The sequence below is a fragment of the Streptomyces sp. NPDC048171 genome, assembly GCF_043202655.1.
In the GTDB taxonomy this organism is placed as follows: domain Bacteria; phylum Actinomycetota; class Actinomycetes; order Streptomycetales; family Streptomycetaceae; genus Streptomyces.
On sequence record NZ_JBIDAU010000002.1, the window covers coordinates 555,333 to 581,917 of the forward strand.

24 protein-coding genes and 2 tRNA genes are annotated in these 26,585 nt (G+C 71.2%); 18 read left to right on the forward strand and 8 right to left on the reverse strand.

Translation table 11 applies throughout. The annotated features are described in order from the left end of the window. The first annotated feature begins 180 nt into the window (after window positions 1-180). The 4 genes from ACGF3J_RS06935 (at window position 181) to ACGF3J_RS06950 (ending at window position 3,741) form a co-directional block, all read left to right on the forward strand. The gene (locus ACGF3J_RS06935; protein ID WP_161327921.1) at window positions 181-2,382 is read left to right on the forward strand and encodes an ATP-dependent DNA helicase UvrD2; all 2,202 of its coding nucleotides are present in this window, start codon (window positions 181-183) and stop codon (window positions 2,380-2,382) included. A 164-nt stretch (window positions 2,383-2,546) separates the two neighbouring features. Then, window positions 2,547-2,879 carry a hypothetical protein gene (locus ACGF3J_RS06940; RefSeq protein ID WP_161327922.1) on the forward strand — a complete coding sequence of 111 codons (333 nt, stop codon included), beginning with the start codon at window positions 2,547-2,549 and terminating at the stop codon, window positions 2,877-2,879. Window positions 2,880-3,052: 173 nt separating this feature from the next. Continuing rightward, window positions 3,053-3,421 carry a WhiB family transcriptional regulator gene (locus tag ACGF3J_RS06945; protein WP_003973786.1) on the forward strand — a complete coding sequence of 123 codons (369 nt, stop codon included), beginning with the start codon at window positions 3,053-3,055 and terminating at the stop codon, window positions 3,419-3,421. Beyond that, window positions 3,418-3,741, forward strand: coding sequence for a hypothetical protein (locus tag ACGF3J_RS06950; protein WP_161327923.1), 324 nt, complete (start codon window positions 3,418-3,420; stop codon window positions 3,739-3,741). Before ACGF3J_RS06945 ends, ACGF3J_RS06950 begins: the two co-directional genes overlap by 4 nt. A 108-nt stretch (window positions 3,742-3,849) precedes the next feature. Here the strand turns inward: ACGF3J_RS06950 and ACGF3J_RS06955 are convergent, their stop codons facing one another. Together ACGF3J_RS06955 and ACGF3J_RS06960 are read right to left on the reverse strand one after the other, a co-directional pair. After that, window positions 3,850-5,265, reverse strand: a complete 1,416-nt coding sequence (locus ACGF3J_RS06955) for an AarF/ABC1/UbiB kinase family protein (RefSeq protein ID WP_161331554.1) — start codon at window positions 5,263-5,265, stop codon at window positions 3,850-3,852. Beyond that, window positions 5,258-6,472, reverse strand: coding sequence for a TOMM precursor leader peptide-binding protein (locus tag ACGF3J_RS06960; RefSeq protein WP_161331555.1), 1,215 nt, complete (start codon window positions 6,470-6,472; stop codon window positions 5,258-5,260). Before ACGF3J_RS06960 ends, ACGF3J_RS06955 begins: the two co-directional genes overlap by 8 nt. A gap of 257 nt (window positions 6,473-6,729) precedes the next feature. On the opposite strand from ACGF3J_RS06960, the gene ACGF3J_RS06965 reads away from it, so the two are divergent. The 4 genes from ACGF3J_RS06965 to ACGF3J_RS06980 all read left to right on the forward strand — a co-directional run bounded on the left by ACGF3J_RS06965 (window position 6,730) and on the right by ACGF3J_RS06980 (window position 10,638). Next, window positions 6,730-7,326, forward strand: a complete 597-nt coding sequence (locus ACGF3J_RS06965) for a M48 family metallopeptidase (protein WP_161331556.1) — start codon at window positions 6,730-6,732, stop codon at window positions 7,324-7,326. A gap of 137 nt (window positions 7,327-7,463) precedes the next feature. Next, on the forward strand, window positions 7,464-9,173 hold the full coding sequence (locus tag ACGF3J_RS06970) for a TerD family protein (protein WP_393853582.1): 1,710 nt from the start codon (window positions 7,464-7,466) through the stop codon (window positions 9,171-9,173). A 13-nt stretch (window positions 9,174-9,186) separates the two neighbouring features. Then, window positions 9,187-9,867 (forward strand): AIM24 family protein, encoded by a 681-nt coding sequence (locus ACGF3J_RS06975; protein ID WP_064729728.1) that lies wholly within the window; start codon window positions 9,187-9,189, stop codon window positions 9,865-9,867. Between the two features lie 15 nt (window positions 9,868-9,882). Beyond that, window positions 9,883-10,638, forward strand: a complete 756-nt coding sequence (locus ACGF3J_RS06980; RefSeq protein WP_161327570.1) for an AIM24 family protein — start codon at window positions 9,883-9,885, stop codon at window positions 10,636-10,638. Window positions 10,639-10,750: 112 nt separating this feature from the next. On the opposite strand, the gene ACGF3J_RS06985 is transcribed toward ACGF3J_RS06980, so the two are convergent. Together ACGF3J_RS06985 and ACGF3J_RS06990 are read right to left on the reverse strand one after the other, a co-directional pair. After that, window positions 10,751-11,266 carry an NUDIX hydrolase gene (locus ACGF3J_RS06985; RefSeq protein ID WP_161327569.1) on the reverse strand — a complete coding sequence of 172 codons (516 nt, stop codon included), beginning with the start codon at window positions 11,264-11,266 and terminating at the stop codon, window positions 10,751-10,753. After that, entirely contained in the window at window positions 11,263-12,747 is a 1,485-nt protein-coding gene (locus tag ACGF3J_RS06990; RefSeq protein WP_161327568.1) for a zinc-dependent metalloprotease, read from the reverse strand. Before ACGF3J_RS06990 ends, ACGF3J_RS06985 begins: the two co-directional genes overlap by 4 nt. Window positions 12,748-12,939: 192 nt before the next feature. Here ACGF3J_RS06990 and ACGF3J_RS06995 point away from each other — a divergent pair, with 192 nt between their 5' ends. The 4 genes from ACGF3J_RS06995 to ACGF3J_RS07010 all read left to right on the forward strand — a co-directional run bounded on the left by ACGF3J_RS06995 (window position 12,940) and on the right by ACGF3J_RS07010 (window position 16,117). After that, window positions 12,940-14,061 (forward strand): SDR family oxidoreductase, encoded by a 1,122-nt coding sequence (locus ACGF3J_RS06995; protein WP_393853583.1) that lies wholly within the window; start codon window positions 12,940-12,942, stop codon window positions 14,059-14,061. 138 nt (window positions 14,062-14,199) lie between these two features. After that, complete coding sequence (locus ACGF3J_RS07000) at window positions 14,200-14,658, forward strand: molybdenum cofactor biosynthesis protein MoaE (protein ID WP_125491918.1); 459 nt, start codon at window positions 14,200-14,202, stop codon at window positions 14,656-14,658. A gap of 148 nt (window positions 14,659-14,806) precedes the next feature. Continuing rightward, window positions 14,807-14,971 carry a hypothetical protein gene (locus tag ACGF3J_RS07005; RefSeq protein WP_202557768.1) on the forward strand — a complete coding sequence of 55 codons (165 nt, stop codon included), beginning with the start codon at window positions 14,807-14,809 and terminating at the stop codon, window positions 14,969-14,971. 51 nt (window positions 14,972-15,022) lie between these two features. Further along, complete coding sequence (locus ACGF3J_RS07010; RefSeq protein ID WP_161327566.1) at window positions 15,023-16,117, forward strand: PDZ domain-containing protein; 1,095 nt, start codon at window positions 15,023-15,025, stop codon at window positions 16,115-16,117. A 27-nt stretch (window positions 16,118-16,144) separates the two neighbouring features. Here ACGF3J_RS07010 and ACGF3J_RS07015 read toward each other — a convergent pair whose 3' ends face one another. Continuing rightward, window positions 16,145-16,687, reverse strand: a complete 543-nt coding sequence (locus tag ACGF3J_RS07015) for a PPA1309 family protein (RefSeq protein WP_161327565.1) — start codon at window positions 16,685-16,687, stop codon at window positions 16,145-16,147. Window positions 16,688-16,851: 164 nt separating this feature from the next. Here ACGF3J_RS07015 and ACGF3J_RS07020 point away from each other — a divergent pair, with 164 nt between their 5' ends. From ACGF3J_RS07020 to ACGF3J_RS07035, 4 genes are all read left to right on the forward strand, one after another. Then, a complete protein-coding gene (locus ACGF3J_RS07020; RefSeq protein WP_161327571.1) occupies window positions 16,852-19,821 on the forward strand; it encodes a UPF0182 family protein in 2,970 nt (989 codons plus the stop codon). An 82-nt stretch (window positions 19,822-19,903) separates the two neighbouring features. Then, a tRNA-Met gene (locus ACGF3J_RS07025) sits at window positions 19,904-19,977 on the forward strand. Between the two features lie 240 nt (window positions 19,978-20,217). Next, window positions 20,218-22,029, forward strand: a complete 1,812-nt coding sequence (locus ACGF3J_RS07030) for a tetratricopeptide repeat protein (RefSeq protein WP_386933233.1) — start codon at window positions 20,218-20,220, stop codon at window positions 22,027-22,029. Window positions 22,030-22,106: 77 nt separating this feature from the next. Beyond that, window positions 22,107-22,180, forward strand: a tRNA-Met gene (locus tag ACGF3J_RS07035). A gap of 138 nt (window positions 22,181-22,318) precedes the next feature. On the opposite strand, the gene ACGF3J_RS07040 is transcribed toward ACGF3J_RS07035, so the two are convergent. Continuing rightward, window positions 22,319-22,735 carry a Fur family transcriptional regulator gene (locus tag ACGF3J_RS07040; protein ID WP_125491922.1) on the reverse strand — a complete coding sequence of 139 codons (417 nt, stop codon included), beginning with the start codon at window positions 22,733-22,735 and terminating at the stop codon, window positions 22,319-22,321. Window positions 22,736-22,879: 144 nt separating this feature from the next. Between ACGF3J_RS07040 and ACGF3J_RS07045 the strand changes: the two genes are divergently transcribed. Next, complete coding sequence (locus ACGF3J_RS07045) at window positions 22,880-24,331, forward strand: catalase (protein WP_393853584.1); 1,452 nt, start codon at window positions 22,880-22,882, stop codon at window positions 24,329-24,331. A gap of 105 nt (window positions 24,332-24,436) precedes the next feature. Here ACGF3J_RS07045 and ACGF3J_RS07050 read toward each other — a convergent pair whose 3' ends face one another. Beyond that, window positions 24,437-24,844 (reverse strand): cyclic nucleotide-binding/CBS domain-containing protein, encoded by a 408-nt coding sequence (locus ACGF3J_RS07050; RefSeq protein WP_161329940.1) that lies wholly within the window; start codon window positions 24,842-24,844, stop codon window positions 24,437-24,439. Window positions 24,845-24,977: 133 nt separating this feature from the next. Beyond that, window positions 24,978-25,778, reverse strand: coding sequence for a histidinol-phosphatase (gene hisN, locus ACGF3J_RS07055; protein ID WP_161329941.1), 801 nt, complete (start codon window positions 25,776-25,778; stop codon window positions 24,978-24,980). Window positions 25,779-25,968: 190 nt separating this feature from the next. Between hisN and ACGF3J_RS07060 the strand changes: the two genes are divergently transcribed. Beyond that, complete coding sequence (locus ACGF3J_RS07060; RefSeq protein WP_161329942.1) at window positions 25,969-26,580, forward strand: TetR/AcrR family transcriptional regulator; 612 nt, start codon at window positions 25,969-25,971, stop codon at window positions 26,578-26,580. Window positions 26,581-26,585: the final 5 nt, after the last annotated feature.

Sequence of the window (26,585 nt, forward strand, 5' to 3'; positions counted from 1 at the left end):
GCGCTCCTTCGGCGACTCGGGGATCCGGCGGCTCGGGGATGAGGTCGCAGGAGGTGAACGTCCGCGACGGCGCCACCATTCCCGCCCCGGGAGAGCCTCACATCAGCATGGGTACGACTATCGGAGCGTGCCTGTGGACAACCGGCTCACGCGTCCCGCGAGACCTGGCAGCATGGCTGTGTGACAGCAGCAACGCACTCCACCCTCTTCCCGCAGGTACCGGACTCGGCCGACGCGGTGCTCGAAGGGCTCGACCCCGAGCAGCGCGAGGTGGCGACCGCCCTGCGCGGACCGGTGTGCGTGCTGGCGGGTGCCGGCACGGGCAAGACCCGGGCGATCACCCACCGCATCGCCTACGGGGTGCGGGCCGGGATCCTCCAGCCCACCAGCGTGCTCGCCGTCACCTTCACCAACCGCGCAGCGGGGGAGATGCGGGGCCGGCTGCGCCAGCTCGGCGCCTCCGGTGTCCAGGCCCGCACGTTCCACTCGGCGGCGCTGCGTCAGCTCCAGTACTTCTGGCCGAAAGCGATCGGCGGCTCCCTGCCCAGGCTCGTCGACCGCAAGATCCAGCTCGTCGCCGACGCCGCTGCCGCCTGCCGCATCCGCCTCGACCGGGGTGAGCTGCGCGACGCCACCGCGGAGATCGAGTGGTCCAAGGTCACCCAGACCGTCCCCGCCGACTACGCCGCCGCGGCCGCCAAGGCCGGTCGCGAGACGCCCCGCGACCCGGCGGAGATCGCCCAGCTCTACGCCGCCTACGAGGACCTCAAGCGCGGTCGCGGAGTCATCGACTTCGAGGACGTGCTGCTGCTGACGGTGGCCGTCCTGCAGGACCGGCACGACGTCGCCGACCAGGTCCGCGCCCAGTACCAGCACTTCGTGGTGGACGAGTACCAGGACGTCAGCCCGCTCCAGCAGCGCCTGCTGGAGCTGTGGCTCGGCGACCGCGACGACCTGTGCGTGGTCGGCGACGCCAGCCAGACGATCTATTCGTTCACGGGAGCAACGCCCGACCACTTGCTCGACTTCCGCGTCCGGCACCCCGGGGCCACCGTCGTCAAACTGGTCCGCGACTACCGCTCCACCCCCCAGGTGGTCCACCTCGCCAACGGGCTGCTGGCCCAGGCCCGGGGCCGGGCCGCCGACCACCGGTTGGAACTGGTCTCCCAGCGACCGGTCGGCCCCGAGCCCGCCTACACCGAGTACCCGGACGAGCCGGCCGAGGCCGAGGGCGCGGCCCGCCGCATCCGCGAACTCGTCGACGCGGGCGTTCCCGCCGCCGAGATCGCGGTCCTGTTCCGGACCAACTCCCAGTCGGAGACCTACGAACAGGCCCTCGCCGACGCCGGTGTCCCGTACCAGTTGCGGGGCGCGGAGCGCTTCTTCGACCGCCCTGAAGTGCGCAAGGCCCACAGCGCCCTGCGGGCGGCGGCCCGCTTCGGCGGCAACGACTCCCTCCTGGACGACGTCGTCGACCTGCCCTCACAGGTGCGCGCGGTGCTCTCGGGGGAGGGCTGGACCTCGGAGCCCCCGGCAGGCTCGGGCGCCGTCCGGGAACGCTGGGAGTCGCTGGCGGCCCTGGTCGGGCTCGCCCAGGACTTCGCCGCCGCGCGAGCGGGCGTCACGCTGAGCGACCTGGTGGTGGAACTCGACGAGCGGGCGGGCGCCCAGCACGCCCCCACGGTGCAGGGCGTCACCCTCGCCTCCCTGCACTCGGCCAAGGGCCTGGAGTGGGACGTCGTCTTTCTGGTGGGCGTCGCCGAGGGAATGATGCCGATCACCTACGCAAAGACCGACGAGCAGATCGAGGAGGAGCGCCGCCTGCTCTACGTCGGTGTCACCCGCGCGCGTGAACGTCTGCACCTCTCCTGGGCGCTCGCCCGCTCGCCCGGCGGCAGGCCGAGCCGCCGGCCCAGCCGCTTCCTCAAGGGCCTGCGGCCAGGCTCCGGCACGGCGGGCGGGCACGCCGCGGCGGGCGGCACCGGAGGAGTCGAGCGCGGACGCGGAGGAGGCGGCGTCGCGGCCGCCGTCCCGAGGCGGACACCGCGGACGCCGGCCCGCTGCCGTGTCTGCGGGCGCACGCTCACCGACGCCGGCGAGATGAAACTGATGCGCTGCGAGGACTGCCCGTCCGACATGGACGAGGGCGTCTACGAGCGGCTGCGCGAGTGGCGGGCGGTCCAGGCGGGGCGCAGCGGGCAGCCCGCGTTCTGCGTCTTCACCGACAAGACACTGATGGCGATCGCCGAGTCCGTCCCCGATGACGAGCGGGAACTGGCCCGGATCCCGGGCGTCGGAGCACGCAAGCTCAACCGCTACGGAGCCGACGTCCTGGCCATCTGCGCAGGTCAAGAGGGAGTGGGGCTGGACGAGGACGACTGATGCAAACTCGTCGAGAAAATAGTTTGCGCATGCCCCGGGAATCCCCATAGGTTCTTGGTCACGGGAACAGCGGCCTTCCCGAAGGCCCTGACTCCGTGTTGTACTTGCATATACACGGACTGGTTCACCCCAGTCCCCCGAGACGCCGAGAGGAGGCGAGTCCAGTGATCAGCATCAACACCAGCAGCAACGTCGGCTTCACCGCCAAAATGACCGATCGCTCGGCCGTCTCCCTGTGCATCCTCGGCGCCTCGAACTCGGGCACCGGTCTGTCCGGCATCCGTGCCGTGCGTCCGGCCGCCTCCTCCGTTGCCCCCGCGGGCCTTCCCGTCCGTGAGCGCAATGAGCGACCGACCAAGGCACTGGAAGCAGCTGTAACGGCACAGGCGCAGGCCTATGCCTTTACCGCGACCGGTGCCGGATTCCGGAAGCAGACGACGCAGCACCACCTGATGTGGGCCTTCCGTGGGCCAGAACCCTGGAGTGATCCAGCCTGATCGTCGATCAGGCCGGCGCCTTCAGGGCCGCGGAACCCCACCCGGGATCCGCGGCCCTTCTGTTTGTCCCCGAACGGACGACAGCACGAAGGAGCCTCGGGACAAGAAAAGAACCCGGTACCAAGCCGCCAACCGGCCAACCGGCCGGAACGACCAGACGAGGAAGACCACCCGTGCAACTCGAAGCGCACGCCCCGTCCGTACCGCCTTCCGACACGATCCCCAAGCCCTGTTCCACGGAGGACTCCACCTTGACCCCGCTCACCGCGCTCACCGCGCTCGACGACGCCATCGAGAACCTCGGCGTGCCCGTCCCCTGCCGTTCCTACGACCCGGAGGTCTTCTTCGCCGAGTCGCCGGCGGACGTCGAGTACGCCAAGTCCCTCTGCCGCACCTGCCCGTTGATCGAGGCCTGCCTCGCCGGTGCCAAGGAGCGGCGTGAGCCCTGGGGCGTCTGGGGCGGCGAGCTGTTCGTCCAGGGTGTCGTCGTCGCCCGGAAGCGGCCCCGTGGTCGCCCGCGCAAGAACCCGGTTTCGGCATGAACATCACCGGAACGATCGATCGCCCTCTCACGTACGACCCCCAGAAGCAGGCCCCGATGAAGCCGTCCCCCCACGACACCGCAGGCTCCGCGCCTGAAGACTTCACCACCACCGGCGCGAAGGACTCGCGTCAGAACAGGACCCGCGAAATGCAACTCATCCCAGAAGCCCTGGCACGTGCGCATATGCACGACCGCCTGATCGAGGCGGAGCAGGAGCGCCGGGCGATGCGCCTGGCGACCGCTCGCCGCATGCAGCGCCGGGCGGAGCGCGCCTCGATGCGTGCCCGGCGTGCGCTCGCCATGGCGGTCATGCAGTAACCGACACACCTGAAGCGGTGGTCTCCCGGTCCGGGGGACGAAGCTCTGCCCTTGGGGGCCGGTCCGTCCGAACGGACCGGCCCCCAAGGTCCGTTCGGAGCGGGCGGCTCAGGCCTCCGCCGCCTTCTCCTCCTCCTCGTACTCCTCGTACGCGTCCTCGACGGACGCGGCTTCCTCTTCGTCCGTCTCCTCCTCGGGGACGAAGCCCACCAGCCAGTCGGCCAGCTCGTCACGGAGCCGGACCGTCGCTCCCAGCTGGCACAGCACCCCGATCGTGCTCAAGGTCACTCGATGGATCAGGAGGTAGGACGGCGGCAGATTCAGTTGCTTGGCCAGCTGGTAGGCGGGGGAGCGGGGGTCGCCGATGCGGGCCGCCTGACTCCGCATCCAGCCGCGGGTGAAGGTGAACTCGTCGACCCGGGCCGGCTCGATGATCGGCAGGAGATAGTCCAGGACGGCGTCGGGGTCCAGCTCTATCGACTCCCTGACGAACCCCTCCGTGCAGAGCATCTCGTAGACGGCGTCAGCCTCGCCGTCCAGCGTCATCCGCAGGGCATCCCCGATGGGCTCGGGCAGACCGCCCGGGAGCCGGTCGACCGTGCCGAAGTCCAGGACGCCCAGGCGCCAGTCGTCCTCGCCGTCCGGGCCACCGGGGAGCAGGCGGAAATTGCCCGGGTGCGGGTCGGCGTGCAGGAGACCGGTGCGCGCCGGGCCGGAGAAGAGGAAGTGGGCCAGCAACTGGCCGGCGCGGTCGCGCTGCTCCTGCGTGCCCTCCGAGATGATCTCCGACATCGGGATGCCGTCGATCCACTCGGTGATCAGTACCTGGTCGCACTGGTGGACGACGTCCGGCACCAGGATGTCCGGGTCGTCCGCGAACTCCTCCGCGTGGATCCGCTGGGCCTGCGCCTCCAGGTCGTAGTCCAGCTCCTCCGAGACCCGGTCCTTCAGCTCCGTGATCAGCGGCTTGACGTCCATGCCGGGGACCAGCGGGCCGAGCAGGCGGGCGAAACGGCTGAGCTGGTTGAGGTCCGACAGCAGAGCCTCGCCCGCGCCCGGGTACTGCACCTTGACCGCCACCTCGCGGCCGTCGTGCCACACCCCCCGGTGCACCTGGCCGATCGAGGCGGCCGCGGCGGGCTTGTCCTCGAACTCCAGGAACAGGTCCTGCCAGCTCTCCCCGAGGCGCTCCGCGAGCACGGCGTGCACCGTGCGCGTCGGCATGGGCGGAGCCGCCTCCTGGAGCTTGGTCAGCGCCGCCCGGTAGGGCCCGGCGACCTCCTCGGGCAGCGCCGACTCGAAGACGGACAGCGCCTGCCCGAACTTCATCGCCCCGCCCTTCAGCTCGCCCAGTACCTTGAACAACTGCTCCGCGGTGCGCTGCTGCAACTGCTGGCCGACGAGCTCCGCCGACTCGCCCACGATCCGCTTGCCGAGCCCCCAGGTCGCCCGCCCGGCGAAGCCGAGCGGGAGCGCGGCGAGCTTGGCGGTCCGGGTGACCGCCTTGCGGGGAAGATCAGACATGAGCCCTCCAAGTCGCAGCCGGCCGCGCGGGTTCCGCCTCACGGCGTACTCCTGCTGACGGCCCTTGCCCCGCCATTGTCGCGCGCCACTCCCCGTCCTCGGCGATGTGTTCCTCCTTACCCTTCCCCGCCGCGCCGCACGGGCACTCGGGGTGGGCCCGGACCGGACGGGACTGCCAGCACAGACCGGGCAGCGAGACCTCCCAGCGGACGCCGGTGCTCGACGGGCTCCCGCCGTCCAGGAAGGCGAGCGCGTGGGCCGCCGCGAGTCCGGCGACGGTCGCCGCGAGGGTGAGGTCGCAGGGCCGCACCTCGGGCCGGCGGCCGGAACGCCACTGGGCCACCAGGCGGGGCCAGACCGGATCCCGGTCCGTGCGCTCCGCGTGCAGACAGCCCGCGCACCCGGTCTCGCCGGGCAGGACCAGAGGGCCGACGACACCCGTCCCCTCCACTACCCCGGCATACAGGTGGGGTGTGCCGGAGGCCATGAGGGATTCGGCCGCGACGGGATCGGGTGTGTGCACCGCCACGTCGTCGCGTGGGGTGACGATCACCAGGGAGAAGCCCGCGGTGTCCGCCTCGGACGGCGCCGCCGGGCCACGTCGCGGCGGCCGGTCGGGAGCGGCCCGGCGCACCACCCGACGGGCGGCCTCGTCCCGCCGGTCGCCGACGGAGTCGGCGGGCAGCCCGCCCGGGGCGACGTCCCACGGCTCGACCCGTCCGCCGTCGCGGACGTCGACATCGCCGATCCCCGCCCCCGACAGCAGGCCGGCGAGTACCGCGCCCACCCGTCCCGCACCCCTCACGCTCACCCGCAGGGCGCGGCGGGCCGCCAGGTGTCTGATCGCGTCCCCCGGTTCGGAGGTCGTCAGGGACAGGGAGGCCAGGTCGGGACGGAGCCGGTCGAGGACCGCCTTCTTCCCCCGCAGGGCGTCGGCGGCCGGTCCGCCGCCCGTGGCGTCGTCCAGCAGCCCGGCCCGCGCCAGTCCCTCCACCACCCCGTCGACGTGCCCCTCCGGCAGGTCCATGCGGTGCCCCTCCTCACGCAGGAGCTCCGGTCCTCGGGTGCCGTTGAGCAGTTCGAGGAAGCTGCCCGTCGCCGTGTCCACCGGGGCGAGCGTCAGCGCGTGCGCCGGTGTCATCCCGAACTGCACGGTGTTCAGACCGCGCCAGCCGCGCCGGAGCGCGGGCTTCACCATCGGATGCATTCCGGATCCCCCGTGATCTTCGAATGTGCGGGCACGCGGTCGGTCGTGAATCGGCCGACGAGTGCCAGCATGCCCGGCCGTGAGAAAAGGCGGCGAAAGTTGTCCACAGGCGGTGGGTATTCGTCGTACAAGTCCGACGGCCATCTCGGCGTACAACTCGGCCGTCCATCGCAGTCCTCTCCAGGGAGGGGCGGCGGATCGGCACCGAACCGTCCCGGAGCCGGGACTTCCCCGTGTGCAGCGGGTAACGTCGTGGCGTGTCCGCCGACCCACTGCACCGTGCCGGGGCGCCCCAGCGCACGCCCACGAATCCGCCGCCGAACGGCTCGGGGACGAGCGCGATCGAGGTCCGCAGGAGCACCCGGCGCCGCCGGACCGTCTCCGCGTACCGCGAAGGCGATCGCACCGTCGTGCTGATCCCCGCCAAGATGTCCGAGGCGGAGGAGCAACGCTGGGTGAGCGTGATGCTGGACAAGCTGGCCGCCCAGGAGAGCAAGCGGGTCCTCGGCGACGCCGAGCTGGCCGAGCGCGCGCAGCGGCTGTCGGGCCAGTACTTCGGGGGGCGGGCCCAGCCCACCTCGGTCCGCTGGGTCACCAACCAGAACACCCGCTGGGGCTCCTGCACCCCCTCCGAGGGAAGCATCCGGTTGTCACACCGGCTCCAGGGCATGCCCGAGTACGTCGTCGACTACGTCCTGCTCCACGAACTGGCGCACCTGCTCGTCCCCGGCCACGGGCCCCGGTTCTGGCGCCTGCTGGAGGCGTATCCGCGCACCGAGCGGGCGCGGGGCTACCTGGAGGGCGTGGTTGCCGCGGAGCGGCTGCCGCACGTACCCGGCGCCCGCAACGAGTAGCCAGGCCCCCGGCCGGGGCCTCCGACACGGCGGCGCACGGGTTTCGTACCGGGTCTGTACCGACTTCCTCCGGTGTCGGCCTTTGCCGTTAGCCTGTCGCGACGCACTCGCATTCGGATGGGGGACGGTCGACACGCATGGCCAGGGAATTTCAACGCGGCCACAAGGCCAGGATCAGTGACCTCACCGCGGGCACGGATCTGTACGTAGGCGTGCAGATCTCCGGCCCCGGACTGAGCTTCGACATCAGCTGCTTCGGTCTCGACGCCGAGGAGCGATTGTCGGACGACCGGTACTTCGTGTTCTTCAACCAACCGAAGACCCCCGAGGAGTCCATCCAGCTCCTGGGTGCGCAGGCGGGCGACACGGAGTCCTTCCGGGTCACCCTCGACAGGATTCCGCAGGGCGTCCAGAAGCTGTCCTTCACGGCGACGATCGACGGCGCGGGGCAGATGTCGCAGGTGGGGCCCGGTTACATCCGTATCGTCGCGGGCGGCGAGGAGGTGGCCCGGTACCCGTTCAACGGCTCCGAGTTCTCCACCGAGCGCGCGGTGATGCTGGGCGACTTCTACCTGAAGGACGTGTGGCGTTTCGCTGCCGTCGGCCAGGGCTTCGACGGCGGGCTGGACGCGCTGCTGCGCAACTTCGGCGGCGAGGTGGCCGAGGAGGAGGCGCCCGAGCCGCAGGCACAGCAGCCGCAGACCGGCGCCGCCCCCGGCTTCGCGCCGCCCGCCCAGGCCTCGGCCCCGCCGGCCTTCGGCGCCCCCGCCGCACCGGCGCCGACGCCCCCGCCCGCGCAGCCCGCGCCGCAGGGCTTCGCCCCGCCGCCCGCCGCCACCCCGCCGCAGGCTCCGGCTCCGGACGTACACGCCGCGCAGACCATCGTCGCGCCCATGCACACGCCGCCCGGTGGCGCCCCGGTACCGCCACCGGCCCCGGCGCCCGCGCCGCACGGCCAGGTCCCCGGCCAGACGGCGCCCCTGCCCCCGGGCTACGGCCAGCCCCAGGCACCTCAAGCCCCCCAGGCACCGACCCCGCCCCCCGGCTACGGACAGCCGACCGCGCCCCCCGGCTACGGACAGCCGACCGCGCCCCCCGGCTACGGACAGCCCACCCCGCCTCCGGGCTACGGCCAGCAGGCCCCTCAGGGCGCACCCCAGGGAGTGCCCTCGGGCGCGCCGCAGGGCGCCGGCGTCACCGCGGCGCTCCAGCAGTTCCGCGAGACGCCGACCGGGCAGCGCTGGACCCAGCAGAACAAGAAGCTGGTCCGCGTCGACCTCGGCGCCGAAGGCCAGCCGGTGCTGGCGCGGCAGGGCAGCATGGTGCTCTACCAGGGCAAGGTCGACTTCAGCTACAAGGGCGCCGGGTTCGCCGGGCGGGTCGTGGGCAACGCGACCGGCCAGGAGATGCAGCTCATGCGCTGTACCGGCAAGGGACAGGTGTTCCTCGCGGACAACTCCGCGATGCTGCACCCCATCGAGCTCCAGGGCGACGCCGTGTGCGTCTCCGCGGAGAACGTCCTGGCCTTCGACGAGAGCCTTCACTACGAGGTCCGCCGCATCGAGGGGCACGGCATCCCCGGTGGCGCGCTGTTCACCATGCAGTTCCAGGGCACCGGCACGATCGTCGTCAAGACGCGCGGTGTGCCCGTCGTCCTGCCGGTCACGCCCACGACGTTCGCCGACTGCAACGCGGTGGTCGCGTGGTCCGCCGCCGCCCAGGTGGTCGTCTCCAGCCAGGTGCGGATGCGCCGCAACTCCTACGCGGGCGACACCGGCGAAAGCGTCAACCTCCAGTTCCGGGCGGCGCCCGGCAGCTTCGTCGTCGTCCAGCCGTACGAGATCTGAGGGAGAGCCCGAGATGAACCAGCCGCTCGCGGGCTACGCCCCCGCCCCCGTCACCGCCCGCATGGAGAACCACGGCAACCACATGCTGAAGGTCGCCATGCAGACCGGAAACGACCTCCTCGCGCGCGTGGGCTCGATGGTCGCCTACGAGGGCTTCGTCCAGTACGAGCCCAACCCGCCGGCCGTCCGCCAGATCGCCAAGGACTGGATGACCGGCGAGGGCGCGCCCCTCATGAAGTGCTCCGGCGACGGACTGCTCTACCTCGCCGACTACGGCGCCAACGTCGTCGTGATCAACCTCAACGGCGACGGGATCTCCGTCAACGCCACCAACCTCCTCGCCTTCGACGCCCACCTGACGTGGGGCGTGGAGCGGGTCAAGGGCCTGGCGAAGTTCGCCGGGCAGGGCCTGTGGAACACCAGGATCTCCGGGCAGGGCTGGGTCGCGCTCACCTCACGGGGCAAGCCGATCGTGGTGGACTGCGGCGGCGGTGAGGACGAGACGTACGTCGACCCGGACGCCCTGGTCGCCTGGTCCCCGAACCTCAAGGTGAAGGGCAAGCGCAGCTTCAAGGCGCAGTCGCTGATCGGCCGCGGCAGCGGCGAGGCCTTCCAGATGGCCTTCTCCGGTCAGGGCATCGTCGTCGTCCAGCCCAGCGAGGACAGCACCGACCGCCTCCGGGCCCGGGGCTGAGGGGGAGCCACCATCATGCAGAGCCCGATTTTCGCCTACAACGACCAGCAGACCCAGGAAGCCTGGAGCCTGCAGAACAAGCACATGCTCCGCGTCGCCCTGGAGGGCCACGACGACGTGCTCGCCCGCAAGGGCACGATGGTCGCCTACCAGGGTCTCGTCGAGTTCGACGCCGAGTACCAGAGCAACAACCAGTCACGCGCGCGTGCGCACACCGGTGAGGGCCTGGACCTGATGCGCTGCCACGGGCAGGGCACGGTGTTCTTCGCCAACCTCGCCCAGTGCGTGCACGTGGTCGATGTCGACCAGGACGGTCTCACCGTCGACAGCAGCTACGTGCTGGCGATGGACTCGTCCCTGCACCACGAGGTCATCGCCGTGGACAGCCTCTACGGCATCTCCGGCTCGGGGAAGTACCAGCTCAACATCACGGGGCGCGGCAAGGTCGCCCTGATGACCTCGGGCGTGCCCCTGTTCATGCAGGTGACGCCGGACAAGTACGTCAACTGCGACGCCGACGCGATCGTCGCCTGGTCCACCGGCCTGCGGGTGCAGATGCAGGCCCAGACGCACTCCTCCGGGGTGTGGCGGCGCCGCGGCAACACCGGCGAGGGCTGGGAGCTGAGCTTCATGGGCAGCGGCTTCGCGCTCGTCCAGCCCAGCGAGCTGCTGCCGCCGCAGAACGCCCAGGTCGGCTCCGGTGTCGCGGCCCAGTACGGCATGGGCCAGCAGGGGGCGCGAGGGCAGAACCAGGGCAACGTCTGGAGCTGAGTGCGCGGCGCGTGCGGTAAGGAGCGTCGGTAAGGGGTGATCGCCCAGGCGGTCACCCCTTACGGCTGAGGCGACGCGGCCGTGGCGGTCGCTCCCGTACGCCCCGCACGGCTCAGATCCGCGCGAGCGTCGCCTCCAGCAGACGTACCACCGAGTCGTCGGCGACATCCGCGACCTCCGCGTACGGGAACCAGCGCAGGTCGAGGGACTCGTCGCTGATCGCCTCCACGGCCCCGGCCGGGGCCACCGCCGCGTACTGGACGTCGAGGTGCCAGGCGCAGGGCGTGTGGTGCCGGTCCAGCCGCACCGGACCGCCGGGGGTCAGCGTCAGGCCGTCGATCCCCGACTCCTCGGTGGCCTCGCGCAGGGCCGCCCGCGCCAGCGTCGCGTCGACGGGTTCGCAGTGGCCGCCCATCTGGAGCCACATCCGCAGCTTCTTGTGCAGGGTCAGCAGGACCCGCCCGCGCGAGGGGTCGACCACCAGCGCGCTCGCCGTGATGTGCCCGTCCCCGCAGGCCTTCCACACGCCGTCCGGGTGGGCGGCCAGATGGTCCAGGTAGACCTGACGCAGCTCGTCCTGGCCCGGGTGGTCCTTCAGGACCAGGACCGCGTCGTCATGGAGGCTCACTCGGTGTCGTCGCCCTTGCCGTCGCCCTTGCCGTCGGCCTTCCCGTCGGAGTCGTCCCGGCCCTTCTCGTCCTGGCCCGGCGCGTCCTTCTTCTTCAGGTCGGGCTTGCCGGCCGCCTCGCCGAGCATCTTGTCCAGCTCAGAGAAGTCGAGCTGCTCGCGGTGCACGAAGCCGTCCGGGTCGTTCAGGTCGTCGGCGGTCGGCAGCATGTCCGGGTGGGCCCACAGGCCGTCCCGGCCGTCGACGCCGTGCGCGTCCGTGAGGGAGGCCCACAGGCGGGACGCGTCCCGCAGCCGGCGCGGGCGCAGCTCCAGACCGATCAGCGTGGCGAAGGTCTGCTCCGCCGGGCCGCCCGAGGCGCGACGGCGGCGCAGCGTCTCGCGCAGCGCGTCGGCCGAGGACAGCCTGGGCTTGGCGGCGGAGTGCACCACCGCGTCGACCCAGCCCTCGACGAGCGCCAGGGCCGTCTCCAGCCGGGCCAGGGCAGCCTTCTGCTCCGGCGTGTCCTCCGGCTGGAACATGCCCTGCTGGAGCGCCTCCTGCAGCTGCTCGGGGTTCTGCGGGTCGAACTGCCCGACCACGTCCTCCAGCTTGGCCGTGTCGACCTTGATGCCACGGGCGTACCCGTCGACGGCGCCGAACAGGTGCGAGCGCAGCCACGGCACGTGCGCGAAGAGACGCTGGTGGGCGGCCTCACGCAGGGCGAGATACAGCCGCACCTCCTCCTGCGGCACACCGAGGTCCTGACCGAAGGCCTCGATGTTGGCCGGCAGCAGCGCGGCCTTGCCCGACGGACCGAGGGGCAGGCCCACGTCGGTCGAGCCGACGACCTCGCCGGCGAGCACGCCGACGGCCTGACCGATCTGCGTGCCGAACATGGCGCCGCCCATGGACCGCATCATGCCGATCAGCGGGCCGGCCATGGCCTGCATCTCCTCGGGCAGCACGTCGCCCATGGCGTTGCCGACGCGCTCGGCGACCGGGTCGACCAGCTCGCGCCAGGCCGGCAGGGTCGCTTCGACCCACTCCGCGCGGCTCCAGGCCACCGCGGTGCCCGAGCCCGACGGGAGCGCGGTCGCGTCGTCCAGCCACAGGTCGGCCAGGCGCACGGCCTCCTGGACCGCATTGCGCTCGGCGGGGCCGACGCTCGCGTCCTTGCGGCCGTCCGGCGTGCCCTGCGAGACCGTCTGGCGGGCGATCTGCTTGGCCATGTCCCAGTTCACCGGGCCGCCCTCGTAGGAGAGCATCTGGCCCAGCTGCTGGAACGCGGCGCCCAGGTCGTTGGGGTTCATGGAACCGAACATGGCAGCGAACGGGTTGTCCGCACCGGGGCCGCCCAGGCCACCGGCTCCGGGCATCCCGAATCCGAACGGGTTGGCCGGTCCCTGACCACCGCCGCTCTGCTGGTCCTTCTTCTTGCCCTCGTCGCCGTCGTCCGGCTCCTCCGGCGGAAGGCCGAATCCGAATGGGGTGTCACTCACGGGGTTCCTCGGCTGGTAGGGCCGCCGGTTCTTTCCGGCGGCACGGCTGCCCGACTTCACCACCCAGCGTAGACACCCGGGGCGGTTCGGGCCTCGGTGCTTCGCCGACTGACGGCCTGCGGCAGGATGGATGCCACCTGGTACGCACGCGTCGCTCGCGCTCGTACTGAAGACAACCGCTGGAGACGCCCGGTGAGTTCCCCAGATCCGCAGGTTCGCGCAGCGCGAAACCAGTCAACCAGTTCCCCCCGCCCCGGCGCGCGCGGACCCGTGGTCGCGGTCACCGGTGCCGCGTCCGGGGTCGGGGCGCTGCTCACCGCGAGGCTGGCCGCGTCCGACGAGGTCAGACAGGTCGTGGCCATCGACGAGCGACGCGGCGAGTGCGAGTCGGCGCGATGGCAGATCCTGGACGTACGGGACCCCGCCATCGCGGAGAAACTCCGTGGTGCGGACGTCGTCGTGCACCTGGCACTCGACCTCGACCTGGAGACCGACGCGGGCGCCCGGACGGCTTACAACGTCCGGGGGACGCAGACCGTCCTGACCGCCGCCGCGGCGGCCGGCGTGCACCGGGTGGTGCTCTGCACCTCGGCGATGGTCTACGGCGCCCTCCCCGACAACGAGCTGCCGCTGTCGGAGGACGCCGAGCTGCGCGCCACGGCCGAGGCGACGGGCGTCGGGGACCTGCTGGAGATCGAACGGCTGGCCCGGCGCGCCCCGCGGGCGCACCCCGGACTCAACGTGACCGTCGTCCGGCCCGCGGTTCTGGTCGGAGGCATGGACACCGCGCTGACCAGGTACTTCGAGTCGCCCCGTCTCCTTGTGGTGGCCGGTTCGCGGCCGGCCTGGCAGTTCTGCCACGTCGACGACCTGTGCAGCGCCCTGGAGTACGCCGTCCTGGAGAAGGCCGACGGCGAGCTGGCCGTGGGGTGCGACGGCTGGCTGGAGCAGGAGGAGGTCGAGGAGCTGAGCGGCATCCGGCGCATGGAGCTGCCGTCCGCGGTCGCCCTCGGCGCGGCGGCCCGGCTGCACCGGATCGGACTGACGCCCTCCCCGGCCGGTGACCTGGCGTACACGATGTACCCCTGGGTGGTGAGCGGCAGCCGGCTGCACGACGCGGGATGGCGTCCGAAGTACACCAACGAGGAGGTGCTCTCGGAGCTGCTGGACGAGGTCTCCGGACGGCACACCGTCGCAGGGCGGCGCCTCGGCCGCAAGGACGCGACGGCCGCGGGGGCCGCGGGCGCGACGGTGGCGCTGCTGGGCGCGGCGGCGGTGGTACGGCGGGCCCGCAAGGCCCGGCGCCGCATCTGACGTCCCGGCCACCGCGCGGGCGCCGCATCCGGCACCCGCGGTGGTCCGCACCCCTGTAGGACGCTCCAACGCGCTACGCGCGCGTGCCGGGCGATCACGCTATTCCGTGCCGTGCGCGACGTGCGGCACGATGGGCGTATGGCAACCAACGACCACCCCGGTGAGCTGGCCGCAGCGGACCCCGTCAAGCTGATCGGCGTCCGGGAGACGCCCCTGTCCGTGGACGAGGTCTTCCGGGCCGTCGGGGACGACGCGGCCGGCGGGACCGCGCTGTTCGTGGGGACCGTCCGCAATCACGACGGGGGCACCGACGTCGACCGGCTCGGGTACTCGTGCCACCCCAGCGCCGAGGCCGAGATGCGCCGCATCGCCGAGAAGGTCGTCGCGGAGTACCCCGTACGGGCGCTCGCGGCGGTCCACCGCGTGGGGGACCTGGAGGTCGGGGACCTCGCCGTGGTCGTCGCCGTCTCCTGCCCGCACCGGGGCGAGGCCTTCGACGCCTGCCGGAAGCTGATCGACGACCTGAAGCACGAGGTGCCGATCTGGAAGCACCAGACGTTCTCCGACGGCACCGAGGAGTGGGTGGGCGCCTGCTGAGGGGTGCCGCCGACCCTCGCCCGGCCCTGCCGTTCTCCCCTCCCGGCTCCGGTTGCGTAACCCGCCCCCCGGCGTGAGCGTTGTCACTGCGGATGGTTAATCTGCTGATCAGTCAGTAGCGGACGTTCATGGGGCTGGGAGGTCGGGCATGGCAGCGCTTGCCTGGTTGCTGATTCCGCTTGTGGCCGCCGTCGGCGCCGGGCTGTGGGGCAGCTGGGCCAACCGGACCCGCAGGGCCCGCAGCGACGGTCCCGAACTGGACGGGTACGCCCGGTTCCGCGAGGCCATGGAGAAGCCCCGCACCGGTGCCTGACGGGACCCGCCCTGACGGTGTTCCGACAGCCGCGTCCCGTACTGTCGTGCCATGCCACGCCGCACCGCGACGATGCTCGCCTCCACCCTGATGCTGATCGCGATCCTGTGCGCGGGTGTGTTCATCCCCGTGCCCTACTCGGAGATGTCACCCGGGCCGACGGTGAACACCCTCGGGGACCACGACGGCGAGCCGGTGCTGCAGATCTCCGGCCGCAAGACCTACGAGGCGAGCGGTCACCTGAACATGACCACCGTCCGGGTCACCAGCGCCGAGTACAAGATGAACCTGGTGGAGGCGGTCTACGGCTGGCTGGCGCACGACAACAGTGTGGTGCCCCACGACACGATCTACCCGGACGGCAAGACGGAGGAAGAGGCCACCCAGGAGAACGCCGAGGAGTTCAGCCAGTCCCAGGAGAGCGCCAAGGTCGCCGCCCTGGAGGCGCTCGACATCCCGGTGAAGTCCTGGGTGGTCGTCTCCACGGTCGTCAAGGACTCCCCGTCGCAGGGCAGGCTGCACGCCGGTGACGTGATCAGGGCCGTGGACGGTACGACGGTCAAGGAGCCCACCGACGTCGCCGAGCTGGTGACCAAGCACAAGCCCGGAGAGGACGTCGTCTTCACGATCGTGCCCGCCGACGAGCAGGCCGACGCGGAGAAGGAGCGCCGGACGCCCACGAAGACGGAGCAGGTCAGGATCACCACCGAGGCCTCCGACGACAAGGGGGAGCAGCGGGCCATCGTCGGGATCTCCGCCGGGACCGACCACACGTTCCCGTTCTCCATCGACATCAAGCTGGCCGACGTCGGCGGTCCGAGCGCCGGCCTGATGTTCGCCCTCGGCATCTACGACAAGCTCACGCCGGGCGACCTCACCGGCGGCAGCTTCGTCGCCGGCACCGGGACGATCGACGACACCGGCAAGGTCGGTCCGATCGGCGGCATCAGCATGAAGACCATCGGCGCGCGCGACAAGGGCGCCCAGTACTTCCTGACGCCCGCCGACAACTGCGCGACCGCCGCCGCGGACGTCCCCGACGGGCTCACCCTCGTGAAGGTGGACACCATCGACGACGCCCTCGGCGCGCTGCGCGACATCCGCTCCGGGAAGACCTCCGACCTGCCCGAGTGCGCGAAGGGGTAGCCGGCGGGCGGCCGCAGGGCGGCCGGGCTACTCGGCGAAGGTCGCCGTCAGCGCCTGGGCCAGACCCGGTACCAGGTCGGAACCGGTGAGTACCTCGGTGGCGGTGTCCTTCTCGCGCAGCCGCAGGGCCGAGTCGCGGGCACCGTCGCGCAGGACCGCGACCGTCATGCGGACCTCCTGACGGTCCGGGTGCTCCGCCACCCACCGCGCCAGCTTCGCCTCGTTCAGGCCCTCCGGGACCTGAGCCTCGGCGGACGGCGGCAGCATCAGGCGTTCCACGGCGAGCGCGCAGCCGACCACCGCGTCGGGCCAGGCGATGGTGCCCAGGAACTCGTCGAGGGGCTGGTCCGTTGGAATCTCGTCCTGCTCGATCGGGGTCAGGCCGGAAGTGTCCGGTTCGTCCTGAAGGCCGAGCCGGTCCGCGAGTGAGGGCTGATCGGTCCTCAGCCGTGCGGTGTCGACAAGTGCAAAGAGGCGTGCGGGCTGGTCCCAGCCGAGCCCGGAGACGTACTCGTCGATCTCGAGTACGGCCCGGGTGAGGGGGCTCGCAGCCATGGGGGTGTTGGACATGGTCACAATCCTGCCTCGTTACTGGCCCGAATCGGGAACCGAGTAAACGATGAGTAAGTTGCATAAGTGTGGGCCCACGATTACGGGGGCGCACGGGGGGCCCGCGAACCCGAGGGCCTGACGGATCAACAGCGAACTTCGAGGTGCGCACCTTGGCTTTCCAGATGCCGGACCGCGGCGGAGGCCCCCCGTCGGGGCCGCGGATCAGAGTGGGCCGCCCGTCCCGGCGTGTCCGAACCCTGCTGCTGACACTTGGTGTCCTCGCCGTGCTTCTCATGGCGTTCACCATGTTCGCGGGGTTCTGGACGGACTGGCTCTGGTACCGGTCGGTCAACTACTCGTCGGTGTTCACGACGACCCTGTGGACCAAGATCGGGCTCTTCTTCGTCTTCGGCCTGCTGATGGCGCTCGCCGTCGGGTTCAACATCTGGTTGGCCCACCGCCTGCGCCCGCCGCTCAGCGCCATGTCGATGGAGCAGCAGAACCTCGACCGGTACCGGATGGGCATCGCCCCGTACAAGAAATGGCTGCTGCTCGGCATCACCGCGCTGGTCGGCCTGATCGCCGGCGCCTCGGCGTCCGGCCAGTGGCGGACCTGGCTGATGTGGGTCAACGGCGTGCCCTTCGGGCAGAAGGACCCCCAGTTCAAGCTGGACGTCTCCTTCTACGCGTTCGACCTGCCCTGGTACCGGTTCCTGCTCGGCTTCGGCTTTGCCGCCGTGATCATCTCGGTGATCGCCGCCGCGCTCACGCACTACCTGTACGGCGGGCTCCGCGTCACCAGCCCGGGCGCGCGCGCCACGGCCGCCGCCACCGGGCACCTGTCGGTGCTCCTCGGCGTCTTCGTCGCCTTCAAGGCGGTCGCCTACTGGCTGGACCGGTACGGGCTGGCGGTGAAGTCCAGCGACTTCAAGGCGACCGACAACTGGACCGGCCTCAGGTACGTCGACGCCAACGCCTACCTGCCGGCCAAGACCATCCTGTTCTGCATCGCCGTCATCTGCGCGCTGCTGTTCTTCGCCACCCTGTGGCGGCGCACCTGGCAGCTGCCCGTGATCGGCTTCGGCCTGATGGTCCTCTCCGCCATCCTCATCGGCGGCCTGTACCCGGCGCTGGTCCAGAAGTTCCAGGTCCAGCCGAACGAGCAGGCCAAGGAAGCGCCGTACGTCGAGAAGAACCTGGCGGCCACGCGCGACGCCTACGGCATCGAGGGGACCGAGGTCTCCGAGTACGCGGGCAGGAGCGAGACCAAGGACAAGACCAAGCTCCGGGACGACGCGGACGGAGCCGCGTCCATCCGGATCATGGACCCGAACATCATCTCGCCGACCTTCCAGCAGCTCCAGCAGATGCGTAACTACTACGCGTTCCCGACCAACCTGGACGTCGACCGCTACGCCAAGGACGGCAAGGACCAGGACACGGTCATCGGTCTGCGCGAGCTGAACCTGGCCGGCATCCCGAAGAAGAACTGGATCAACAACCACTTCCGCTACACCCACGGCTACGGCGCGGTCGCGGCCAAGGGCACCCAGGTCGACTCCGAGGGCCGCCCGGTCTTCACCGAGTCCGACCTGCCTTCCGAGGGCGACCTCGGAAAGTACGAGCAGCGGATCTACTACGGCGAGAAGACCACCACCTACTCGATCGTCGGCGGTCCCCAGAAGGAGATCGACTACTCCGACGACACCGGGGAGAAGACCTTCAGCTACAAGGGGGACGGCGGGGTCGACCTGTCCAGCCCGGTCAACCGGGCGGCGTACGCCGCGGCGTTCAGCGAGCCGCAGATCCTCTACTCCGGTGCGATCGGCGAGGGTTCGAAGATCCTCTACAACCGCACGCCCAAGGAGCGCGTCGAGGCGGTCGCCCCGTGGCTGACCATCGACGGCGACGCCTACCCGGCGGTGGTGGACGGCCGCATCCAGTGGATCGTCGACGCGTACACCACGACGAACGGCTATCCGTACGCCTCCCGTACGACGCTCGGCGACACCACGGCGGACTCGCTGACCGCGGCCAACGACCAGCGCGCGGTCGTGGCCCAGCAGAACCAGGTCAACTACATCCGCAACTCCGTGAAGGCGACCGTCGACGCGTACAGCGGTGACGTGAAGCTCTACCAGTGGGACACCAAGGATCCGGTCCTGAAGACCTGGATGAAGGCGTTCCCGGGCACGGTGAAGGACAAGAGCGAGATCTCCGGCGAGCTGATGGCGCACATGCGCTATCCGCAGGACCTGTTCAAGGTCCAGCGCGAGCTGCTCACGCGCTACCACGTGAAGGACGCCAACACGTTCCTCAGCGGCAGCGAGGTGTGGCAGGTCCCGGACGACCCGACCAACAAGTCGGGGGACGCGGTACCGCCGTACTACCTGAGCATGAGGATGCCCGACCAGAAGCAGCAGGCGTTCTCGCTGACGACGACGTTCACGCCCAACGGACGTGACAACCTCAGCGCGTTCATGTCGGTCGACGCCGAGGCGGGCACGAGCGACTACGGCAAGATCAGAATCCTGAAACTGCCGACCAGCACCACCGTCGACGGACCCAAACAGGTGCAGAGCCAGTTCAACTCCGAACAGGACATCGCCGAGTCCATCAGGCTGCTGAGAGGCGGCGACTCGGAGGTCGAGTACGGCAACCTGCTGACCGTCCCGCTCGACGGCGGACTGCTGTACGTCGAGCCGGTCTACGTCCGCGGTGGCGACCTCAAGTACCCCTTGTTGCGCAAGGTGTTGGTGAGCTACGGCGGCAACACGGCCTTCGAGAACACACTCGACGAAGCGCTCAACAAGGTCTTCGGAGCGCAGGCGGCCGAACCGGAGCCACCGGAGGACACCGGCGAGGACCCCGGCCAGGACACGACGGAGCCACCGCCGACGTCCACCAACCCGACGGTCCGGGAAGCGCTCGCTGACGCGCAGGAGGCCTTCGACGCCGGCCAGAAGGCGCTGGAGCAGAAGGACCTGACCGGGTACGCCGAGGCGCAGAAGGACCTGGAGAAGGCGCTGCAGCGCGCCGAGGACGCACAGGCCAAGGCGGACCAGGGCGCCGGGGACAAGAACGGGGACGACAAGGCCAGTCCCAGCGCCTCCCCGAGCAAGGAGGCCGGCGGAGGCTCGGACACCGGCTGACACCCGGTGGCGGTCGCTGCCGACCGGCGTTCGAGCTGGTCAAAGCCCATCCCGCGCCGTGCTAGGGTTGTGAACACAACGGCGCGGGGTGGAGCAGCTCGGTAGCTCGCTGGGCTCATAACCCAGAGGTCGCAGGTTCAAATCCTGTCCCCGCTACTGAAATCGTGGGCCATGCGCACACGACCTCGAAGGCCCGGATCCCACAAGGGATCCGGGCCTTCTCTGGTGTGCGAACGCATGTGCCGGTGAGCGCGACGGCCGCGCCGCCAGGGGGAGTTGGGCCGATCTGTGTTTGACTTGTCGTCCTGTGGGCATGTCGACAAAACGCTGAAGTGACCTCACTGGCTGCGGTATACCGGGTGTACCAAGGTTGCAGGTGGTGCGACGATGAACGTTATGGGGGACATGGCAAATCTGTTCGGGACAGGGCGTTTTGCGCTTCCGTCCGGTCAGGAGGAGGCCACGGACGAGGCTCAGGAGGCCGCCGACGAGGCCGCGGAGGAAGTGCGCCTGCGGCTGGCCGTCGACGGCGGTGACGTCGAGGCGATGAGCATGCTCGGCGCGATGCTGCTGCGCCGGGGCGACTTCGACGGAGCCGAGTCGCAGCTGCGGGCCGCCACCGCGGCCGGAGACCGGGCGGCCGCGAACAACCTCGGCGTTCTGCTGCACCAGCGCGGATACGCCGACGAGGCCGCGGGCTGGTGGCGGATCGCCGCGGTCGCCGGATCCGCGGCCGCCGCTCACGCGCTGGGGCGGCACTTCCGCGAGCGCGGGGACGAGCCCGCCGCGGAGTACTGGCTGTGCCAGTCCGCCGAGCAGGGGCACGTCCTGGGCGCCTATGCCCTCGCCGACCTGCTGGAGCACCGCGGCGACGACGCTGGGGCCGGGCGCTGGATGCGGGCCGCGGCCGAGCGCGGGCACCGGGAGGCCGCGTACCGGCTGGCGCGGACGCTGGACCGCGGCGCCGGGCCGCACCGCGACGGCGACGACGCGGCCGCCGCCGGCGAGGAGGTCGAGCAGTGGTACCGGCAGGCCGCCGCACGCGGTCACCGGCGGGCCGCACTGCACCTCGGGACGATCCTGGAGAAGCGGGGCGAACTGAAGGAGGCCGGCCGCTGGTACCTCACGTCCGCCAAGGAGGGTGAGGCCCGCGCGGCCTGCGCGCTGGGCTTCCTGCTGCGCGACGCCGGGGACACCGAGAGCGCCGCCGTGTGGTGGCTGCGCGCCGCCCAGGACGGCGACGGCAACGCCGCCAACGCCCTGGGCGCGCTGCACGCCGAGCGCGGCGAGACCCAGACCGCCGAACGCTGGTACCGGGCCGCGATGGACGCCGGGGACGACAACGGGGCGTACAACCTCGGCCTGCTCTGCGCCGAGCAGGGCCGCACCGCGCAGGCCGAGCAGTGGTACCGCCGGGCCGCGTACGCCGGGCACCGGGAGGCGTCCAACGCGCTCGCCATCCTGCTGCTGCGCGGCGGGGACGAGACCGGCGCCGAGCCGTGGTTCTCCAAGGCGGCCGAGGCGGGCAGCGTGGACGCCGCCTTCAACCTCGGGATCCTGCACGCGGGTAGGGGTGCGGAGCGGACTGCGCTGCGCTGGTACGAGCGTGCCGCGGCCGCCGGGCACACGGAGGCGGCGCTGCAGGTCGGTATGGCCCGCCTGCGTGCCGGGGACGAGCGCGAGGCGGAGCGGTTCCTGCGGTGTGCGGCGGGGGGTGGCAGCGCGGAGGCCGCGTACCGGCTGGCGACGGTGCTGGACGCGCGCCGGCCGCCCGCGCCCGCGCACGAGCTGGGCGAGCCGGCACAGGAGAAGTCGGAGTGCGAGGAGTGGTACGAGCGGGCGGCCTCCCAGGGCCACCGCCGGGCCCAGGTGCGGGTCGGGATGCTCGCCGCGGCGCGGGGTGACGTGGTGGAGGCGGCGCGGTGGTACCGGGAGGCGGCCGAGGCCGGGTCCCGCAACGGGGCCTTCAACCTGGGCCTGCTGCTGGCCCGCGAGGGCAGCGAGCCCGAGGCCGTCGTGTGGTGGCGCCGCGCGGCCGACGCCGGTCACGGACGGGCCGCGCTGCGGCTGGCGCTGGTCTGCGCGCGACGGGGGGAGCTGGCGGAGGGGCAGCGCTGGGCGGACCGGGCGGTATCGCTGGGTCCGGCGGAGGTGGGCGAACGGGCGGCCCGGCTGCGCGACGCCCTGCGGCAGGAGCTGTCGGCCTGAGCTCTGCCCGGGCGGGACGCCGAGACGGAAGCGATTTGCTTCTGGTCGTGGGGGTGACGTAATGTTCCATTCATCGACGCGGGGTGGAGCAGCTCGGTAGCTCGCTGGGCTCATAACCCAGAGGTCGCAGGTTCAAATCCTGTCCCCGCTACTGAAGGCCGAGGGCCGGAATCCGAAAGGGTTCCGGCCCTCGGTGCGTTCGCGGCGAGCACGAGGGCGAAGCCCCGGCCGCGGTCATGACGAAGCCCCGGCACCATCGGTGCCGGGGCTTCGTGAGTGCGGGTGGGACCTATGCCGCCGCGCAGTTCGGGCAGGTGCCGCGGTAGGTCACCTCGACGTCCGAGACGGTGAAGCCGAAGCGCTCCGAGTCCGGGAGGTCGGCCATCGGGTTGCCCGTCGGGTGGACGTCGCGGATCGCGCCGCACTGGGCGCAGACCAGGTGGTGGTGCGGCGTGTGCGCGTTCGGGTCGTAGCGCTTGGCGCGCTTGTCCGTCGCGACCTCCAGCACCTCACCGAGCGAGACCAGCTCGCCCAGGGTGTTGTAGACCGTCGCCCGGGAGATCTCCGGGAGCCTGCCCACGGCCCTGGCGTGCACCTCGTCGGCCGTCAGATGGACGTGTTCGCCGTCGAGGACCTCGGCCACGACGCGACGTTGCGCGGTCATGCGCCATCCGCGACCGCGCAGCCGTTCCAATAGGTCACTCATACAGACCAGCCTAGCAGCTAGGGGGACCAGGTCCCGAACGGGTGTGACTTTGGAGCCGTACTTGACTTAGACATTGTCTATTGTAGGATCGAGAACGGCATTAGCCAAGGGACAGGTTTTGCAGGATTGGCGCAGGAGGCGTACGTGACTCAGGGACCGCTCACTACGGAAGCCGGTGCACCGGTGGCCGACAACCAGAACAGCGAGACCGCGGGCGTCGGCGGCCCCGTGCTCGTCCAGGACCAGCTCCTGCTGGAGAAGCTGGCCCACTTCAACCGGGAGCGCATCCCGGAGCGCGTCGTGCACGCCCGCGGCGCCGGCGCGTACGGCACCTTCACGGTCACCGCCGACGTCACCAAGTACACCCGTGCGAAGTTCCTCTCCGAGGTGGGCAAGGAGACGGAGACCTTCCTCCGCTTCTCCACCGTGGCCGGCAACCTGGGCGCGCCGGACGCCGTCCGGGACCCGCGCGGCTTCGCGCTGAAGTTCTACACCGAGGAGGGCAACTACGACCTCGTCGGCAACAACACCCCGGTGTTCTTCATCAAGGACGCCATCAAGTTCCCCGACTTCATCCACACCCAGAAGCGCGACCCGTACACGGGCTCGACCGAGATGGACAACGTCTGGGACTTCTGGGGTCTGTCGCCGGAGTCGACGCACCAGGTGACCTGGCTCTTCGGTGACCGCGGCATTCCGGCGTCGTACCGCCACATGGACGGCTTCGGCTCGCACACCTACCAGTGGAGCAACGAGGCCGGCGAAGCCTTCTGGGTGAAGTACCACTTCAAGACGGACCAGGGCATCAAGACCCTCACCCAGGCCGAGGCCGACAAGCTCGCCGGTGCGGACCCCGACTCGCACCAGCGCGACCTGCGTGAGGCGATCGAGCGGGGCGAGTTCCCCTCCTGGACCGTCGGCGTGCAGATCATGCCCGTCGCCGAGGCGGCGAAGTACCGCTTCAACCCGTTCGACCTGACCAAGGTGTGGCCGCACGCGGACTACCCGGTCATCGAGTTCGGCAAGCTGGAGCTCAACCGCAACCCGGAGAACGTCTTCGCCGAGGTCGAGCAGTCGATCTTCTCCCCGTCGCACTTCGTGCCCGGCATCGGCCCGTCCCCGGACAAGATGCTCCAGGGCCGCCTCTTCGCGTACGGCGACGCCCACCGCTACCGCGTCGGCATCAACGCCGACCACCTCCCGGTGAACCGCCCGCACGCCACAGAGGCGCGCACCAACTCCCGTGACGGCTTCCTGTACGACGGCCGCCACAAGGGCGCGAAGAACTACGAGCCGAACAGCTTCGGCGGCCCGTTCCAGACGGACCGCGCGCTGTGGCAGCCGGTCGCGGTCTCCGGTGTCACCGGCGAGACCGAGGCTCCGTCGCACGCCGAGGACAACGACTTCGTCCAGGCGGGCAACCTCTACCGGCTGATGACGGAGGAGGAGAAGGGGCGGCTGATCGACAACCTGGCCGGCGCCCTCTCCGGTGTCTCGCGCGACGACATCGTCGAGCGCGCGGTGAACAACTTCCGTCAGGCCGACGGTGACTTCGGCAAGCGGCTGGAGGCCGCGGTCCAGGCCCTGCGCGGCTGACGTCCAGTACTGGACCGCTTGTCGCGGCGGCGGGCCGGATCCCCGGGTACGGGGGTCCGGCCCGTTTCGTCGTTCAGTCCGTCAGTCCGTCAGTCCGTCGGCCCGTCAGGCCGTCACCGCCGGGGCGCCCGGCCGCGAACGCTCCGGCGCCCAGCAGCGGATGATGTCGCGCACCGAGACGATGCCGGCCGGCTCGCCGCCCTCGAGCACGATGAGGTGGCGGAAGCCGCCGTGCGCCATCGCCGCGGCCGCCTCCTCCACGGTCCAGGAGGGTGCGGCGAAGACGACGTCGGTGGTGGTGTGGGCGTGGGCGCGCTCGGTGTCCGGGTCCTGGCCCTGGCCCACGGAGACCAGGACGTCGCGTTCGGTGAGGATGCCGATGCCGTCGGCGTCGGGGTCGTACACCACGGCCGCGCCGACGCCGCGTGCGGACATCAGGGCGGCGGACTGACGGAGTGTGTGGGCGGGGCCGATGGTGAGGACTACCTTGCTCATGACTTCGCGGACGAGCATGGGGTGGAGCCACCTCCTGCCGGTGATCCATGAGTTAGTTCATGGATTCACAAGTTCACAAGTGGGGGAACTCTCAGGGTGGCAGGTAAAGCGGGGGTCAACAAGGGGGCGTGGAGGCGGAGTCGGCGGGCGCTCAGTAGCGCTGGTTCAGATAGCCGAGGAGTTCGTCGTGCAAGCGGCCGTTCGACGCCGCCGCGTTGCCGCTGTGCGGGCCGTGGCGCCCGTCGAGGCCGGTGAAGGTGCCGCCGGCCTCCGTGACGATGATGGCGTTCGCGGCCATGTCCCAGAGGGACAGCTCGGGTTCGGCGCAGATGTCCACCGAGCCCTCGGCGACCATCATGTACGGCCAGAAGTCGCCGTACGCGCGTGTGCGCCACACCTCGCGGGTGAGGTCGAGGAAGCCGTCCAGCCGTCCCTGCTCCTCCCAGCCGCTGAGCGACGAGTACGCGAACGACGCGTCCGAGAGCGTGGACACCTGGGAGACCTGGAGCCTGGAGGCGGAGGTCAGGCTGCGGCCGGTGAAGGCGCCGTGGTCCTGGACCGCCCACCAACGGCGCCCGAGGGCCGGGGCGGAGACCAGCCCGACCACGGGCTGGTAGCCGCCCTCGCCGGCCTCCATGAGCGCGATCAGGGTGGCCCAGACGGGGACGCCCCGGACGTAGTTCTTGGTGCCGTCGATCGGGTCGATCACCCAGCGACGGGTGCCGGCGCCCGTGGTGCCGAACTCCTCGCCCTGCACCGAGTCGCGGGGGCGGGCGCGGGCGAGGTGGCCGCGGATGAGTTCCTCGGCGGCCTTGTCCGCCTCGCTCACCGGGGTCATGTCCGGCTTCGTCTCGACCTTGAGGTCGAGGGCCTTGAAGCGGTCCATCGTCGCCGCGTCGGCGGCGTCGGCGAGCACGTGGGCGAGGCGGAGGTCGTCGAGGTAGTCGGGCATGCGGCAACCGTATCGGCCCGGGACGCGCGGGAGCCACCAGGGGTTTGGCGGGCGTGGCGGATCGCGGACGGGGAGCCGCGGGGGCGGATGCGCCCCGTCGGCCGTGTCCGCCCCGGCGCGAGGACCCTTGACAGTGACCCCATACCCGTCAAATCTGGGCACGAAGCCGCTCGGCCCGAGGGAGGCGACGGTGCCCGCAGCCCGGGAGTCCCTGCTCGACGCCGCTTACCAGGCGTTGGCGCGTCGGCCGTGGTCCGCCGTGCGGATGGTGGACGTCGCGGCGGCGGCCGGGGTGTCCCGGCAGACGCTGTACAACGAGTTCGGCAGCAAGGAGGGCCTCGCGCGGGCGCTCGTGCGGCGGGAGGCCGACGGTTATCTCGCGGGCGTGGACCGCGCGCTCGCCGGGCCCAGCGACCCGCGTGAACGGCTCACCGCGACCGCCGAGTGGACGATGTCCGCCGCCCGCGAGAACGCGCTGGTCCGGGCGCTGCTCACCGGCTGCTGGGGTGAGCGGCTGCCCGCACCGGAGCTGACGGCCGTGCCGTCCTCCTCCGCCGCGCCGGCCCAGCGCCGGGCCGACGGTGCGCTGCCCTCGCCCGGCGACTTCGTGGCTCTCGTCCGCGACCGTGCCGTGGCCGTCCTGTACGGCGCCGACCCACTCGCCCCGCCGGACGCCGCCGAACTGGCCCGCTCCTGCGAACTGGCCGTGCGGCTCGCCCTGTCCTGCGTCGCGGCACCGCCCGGCGAGGGCGGCGTGGCCGACCTCGTACGCACCGCCCTGCCGCGCCGGTCGATGGCGTAGGGCCT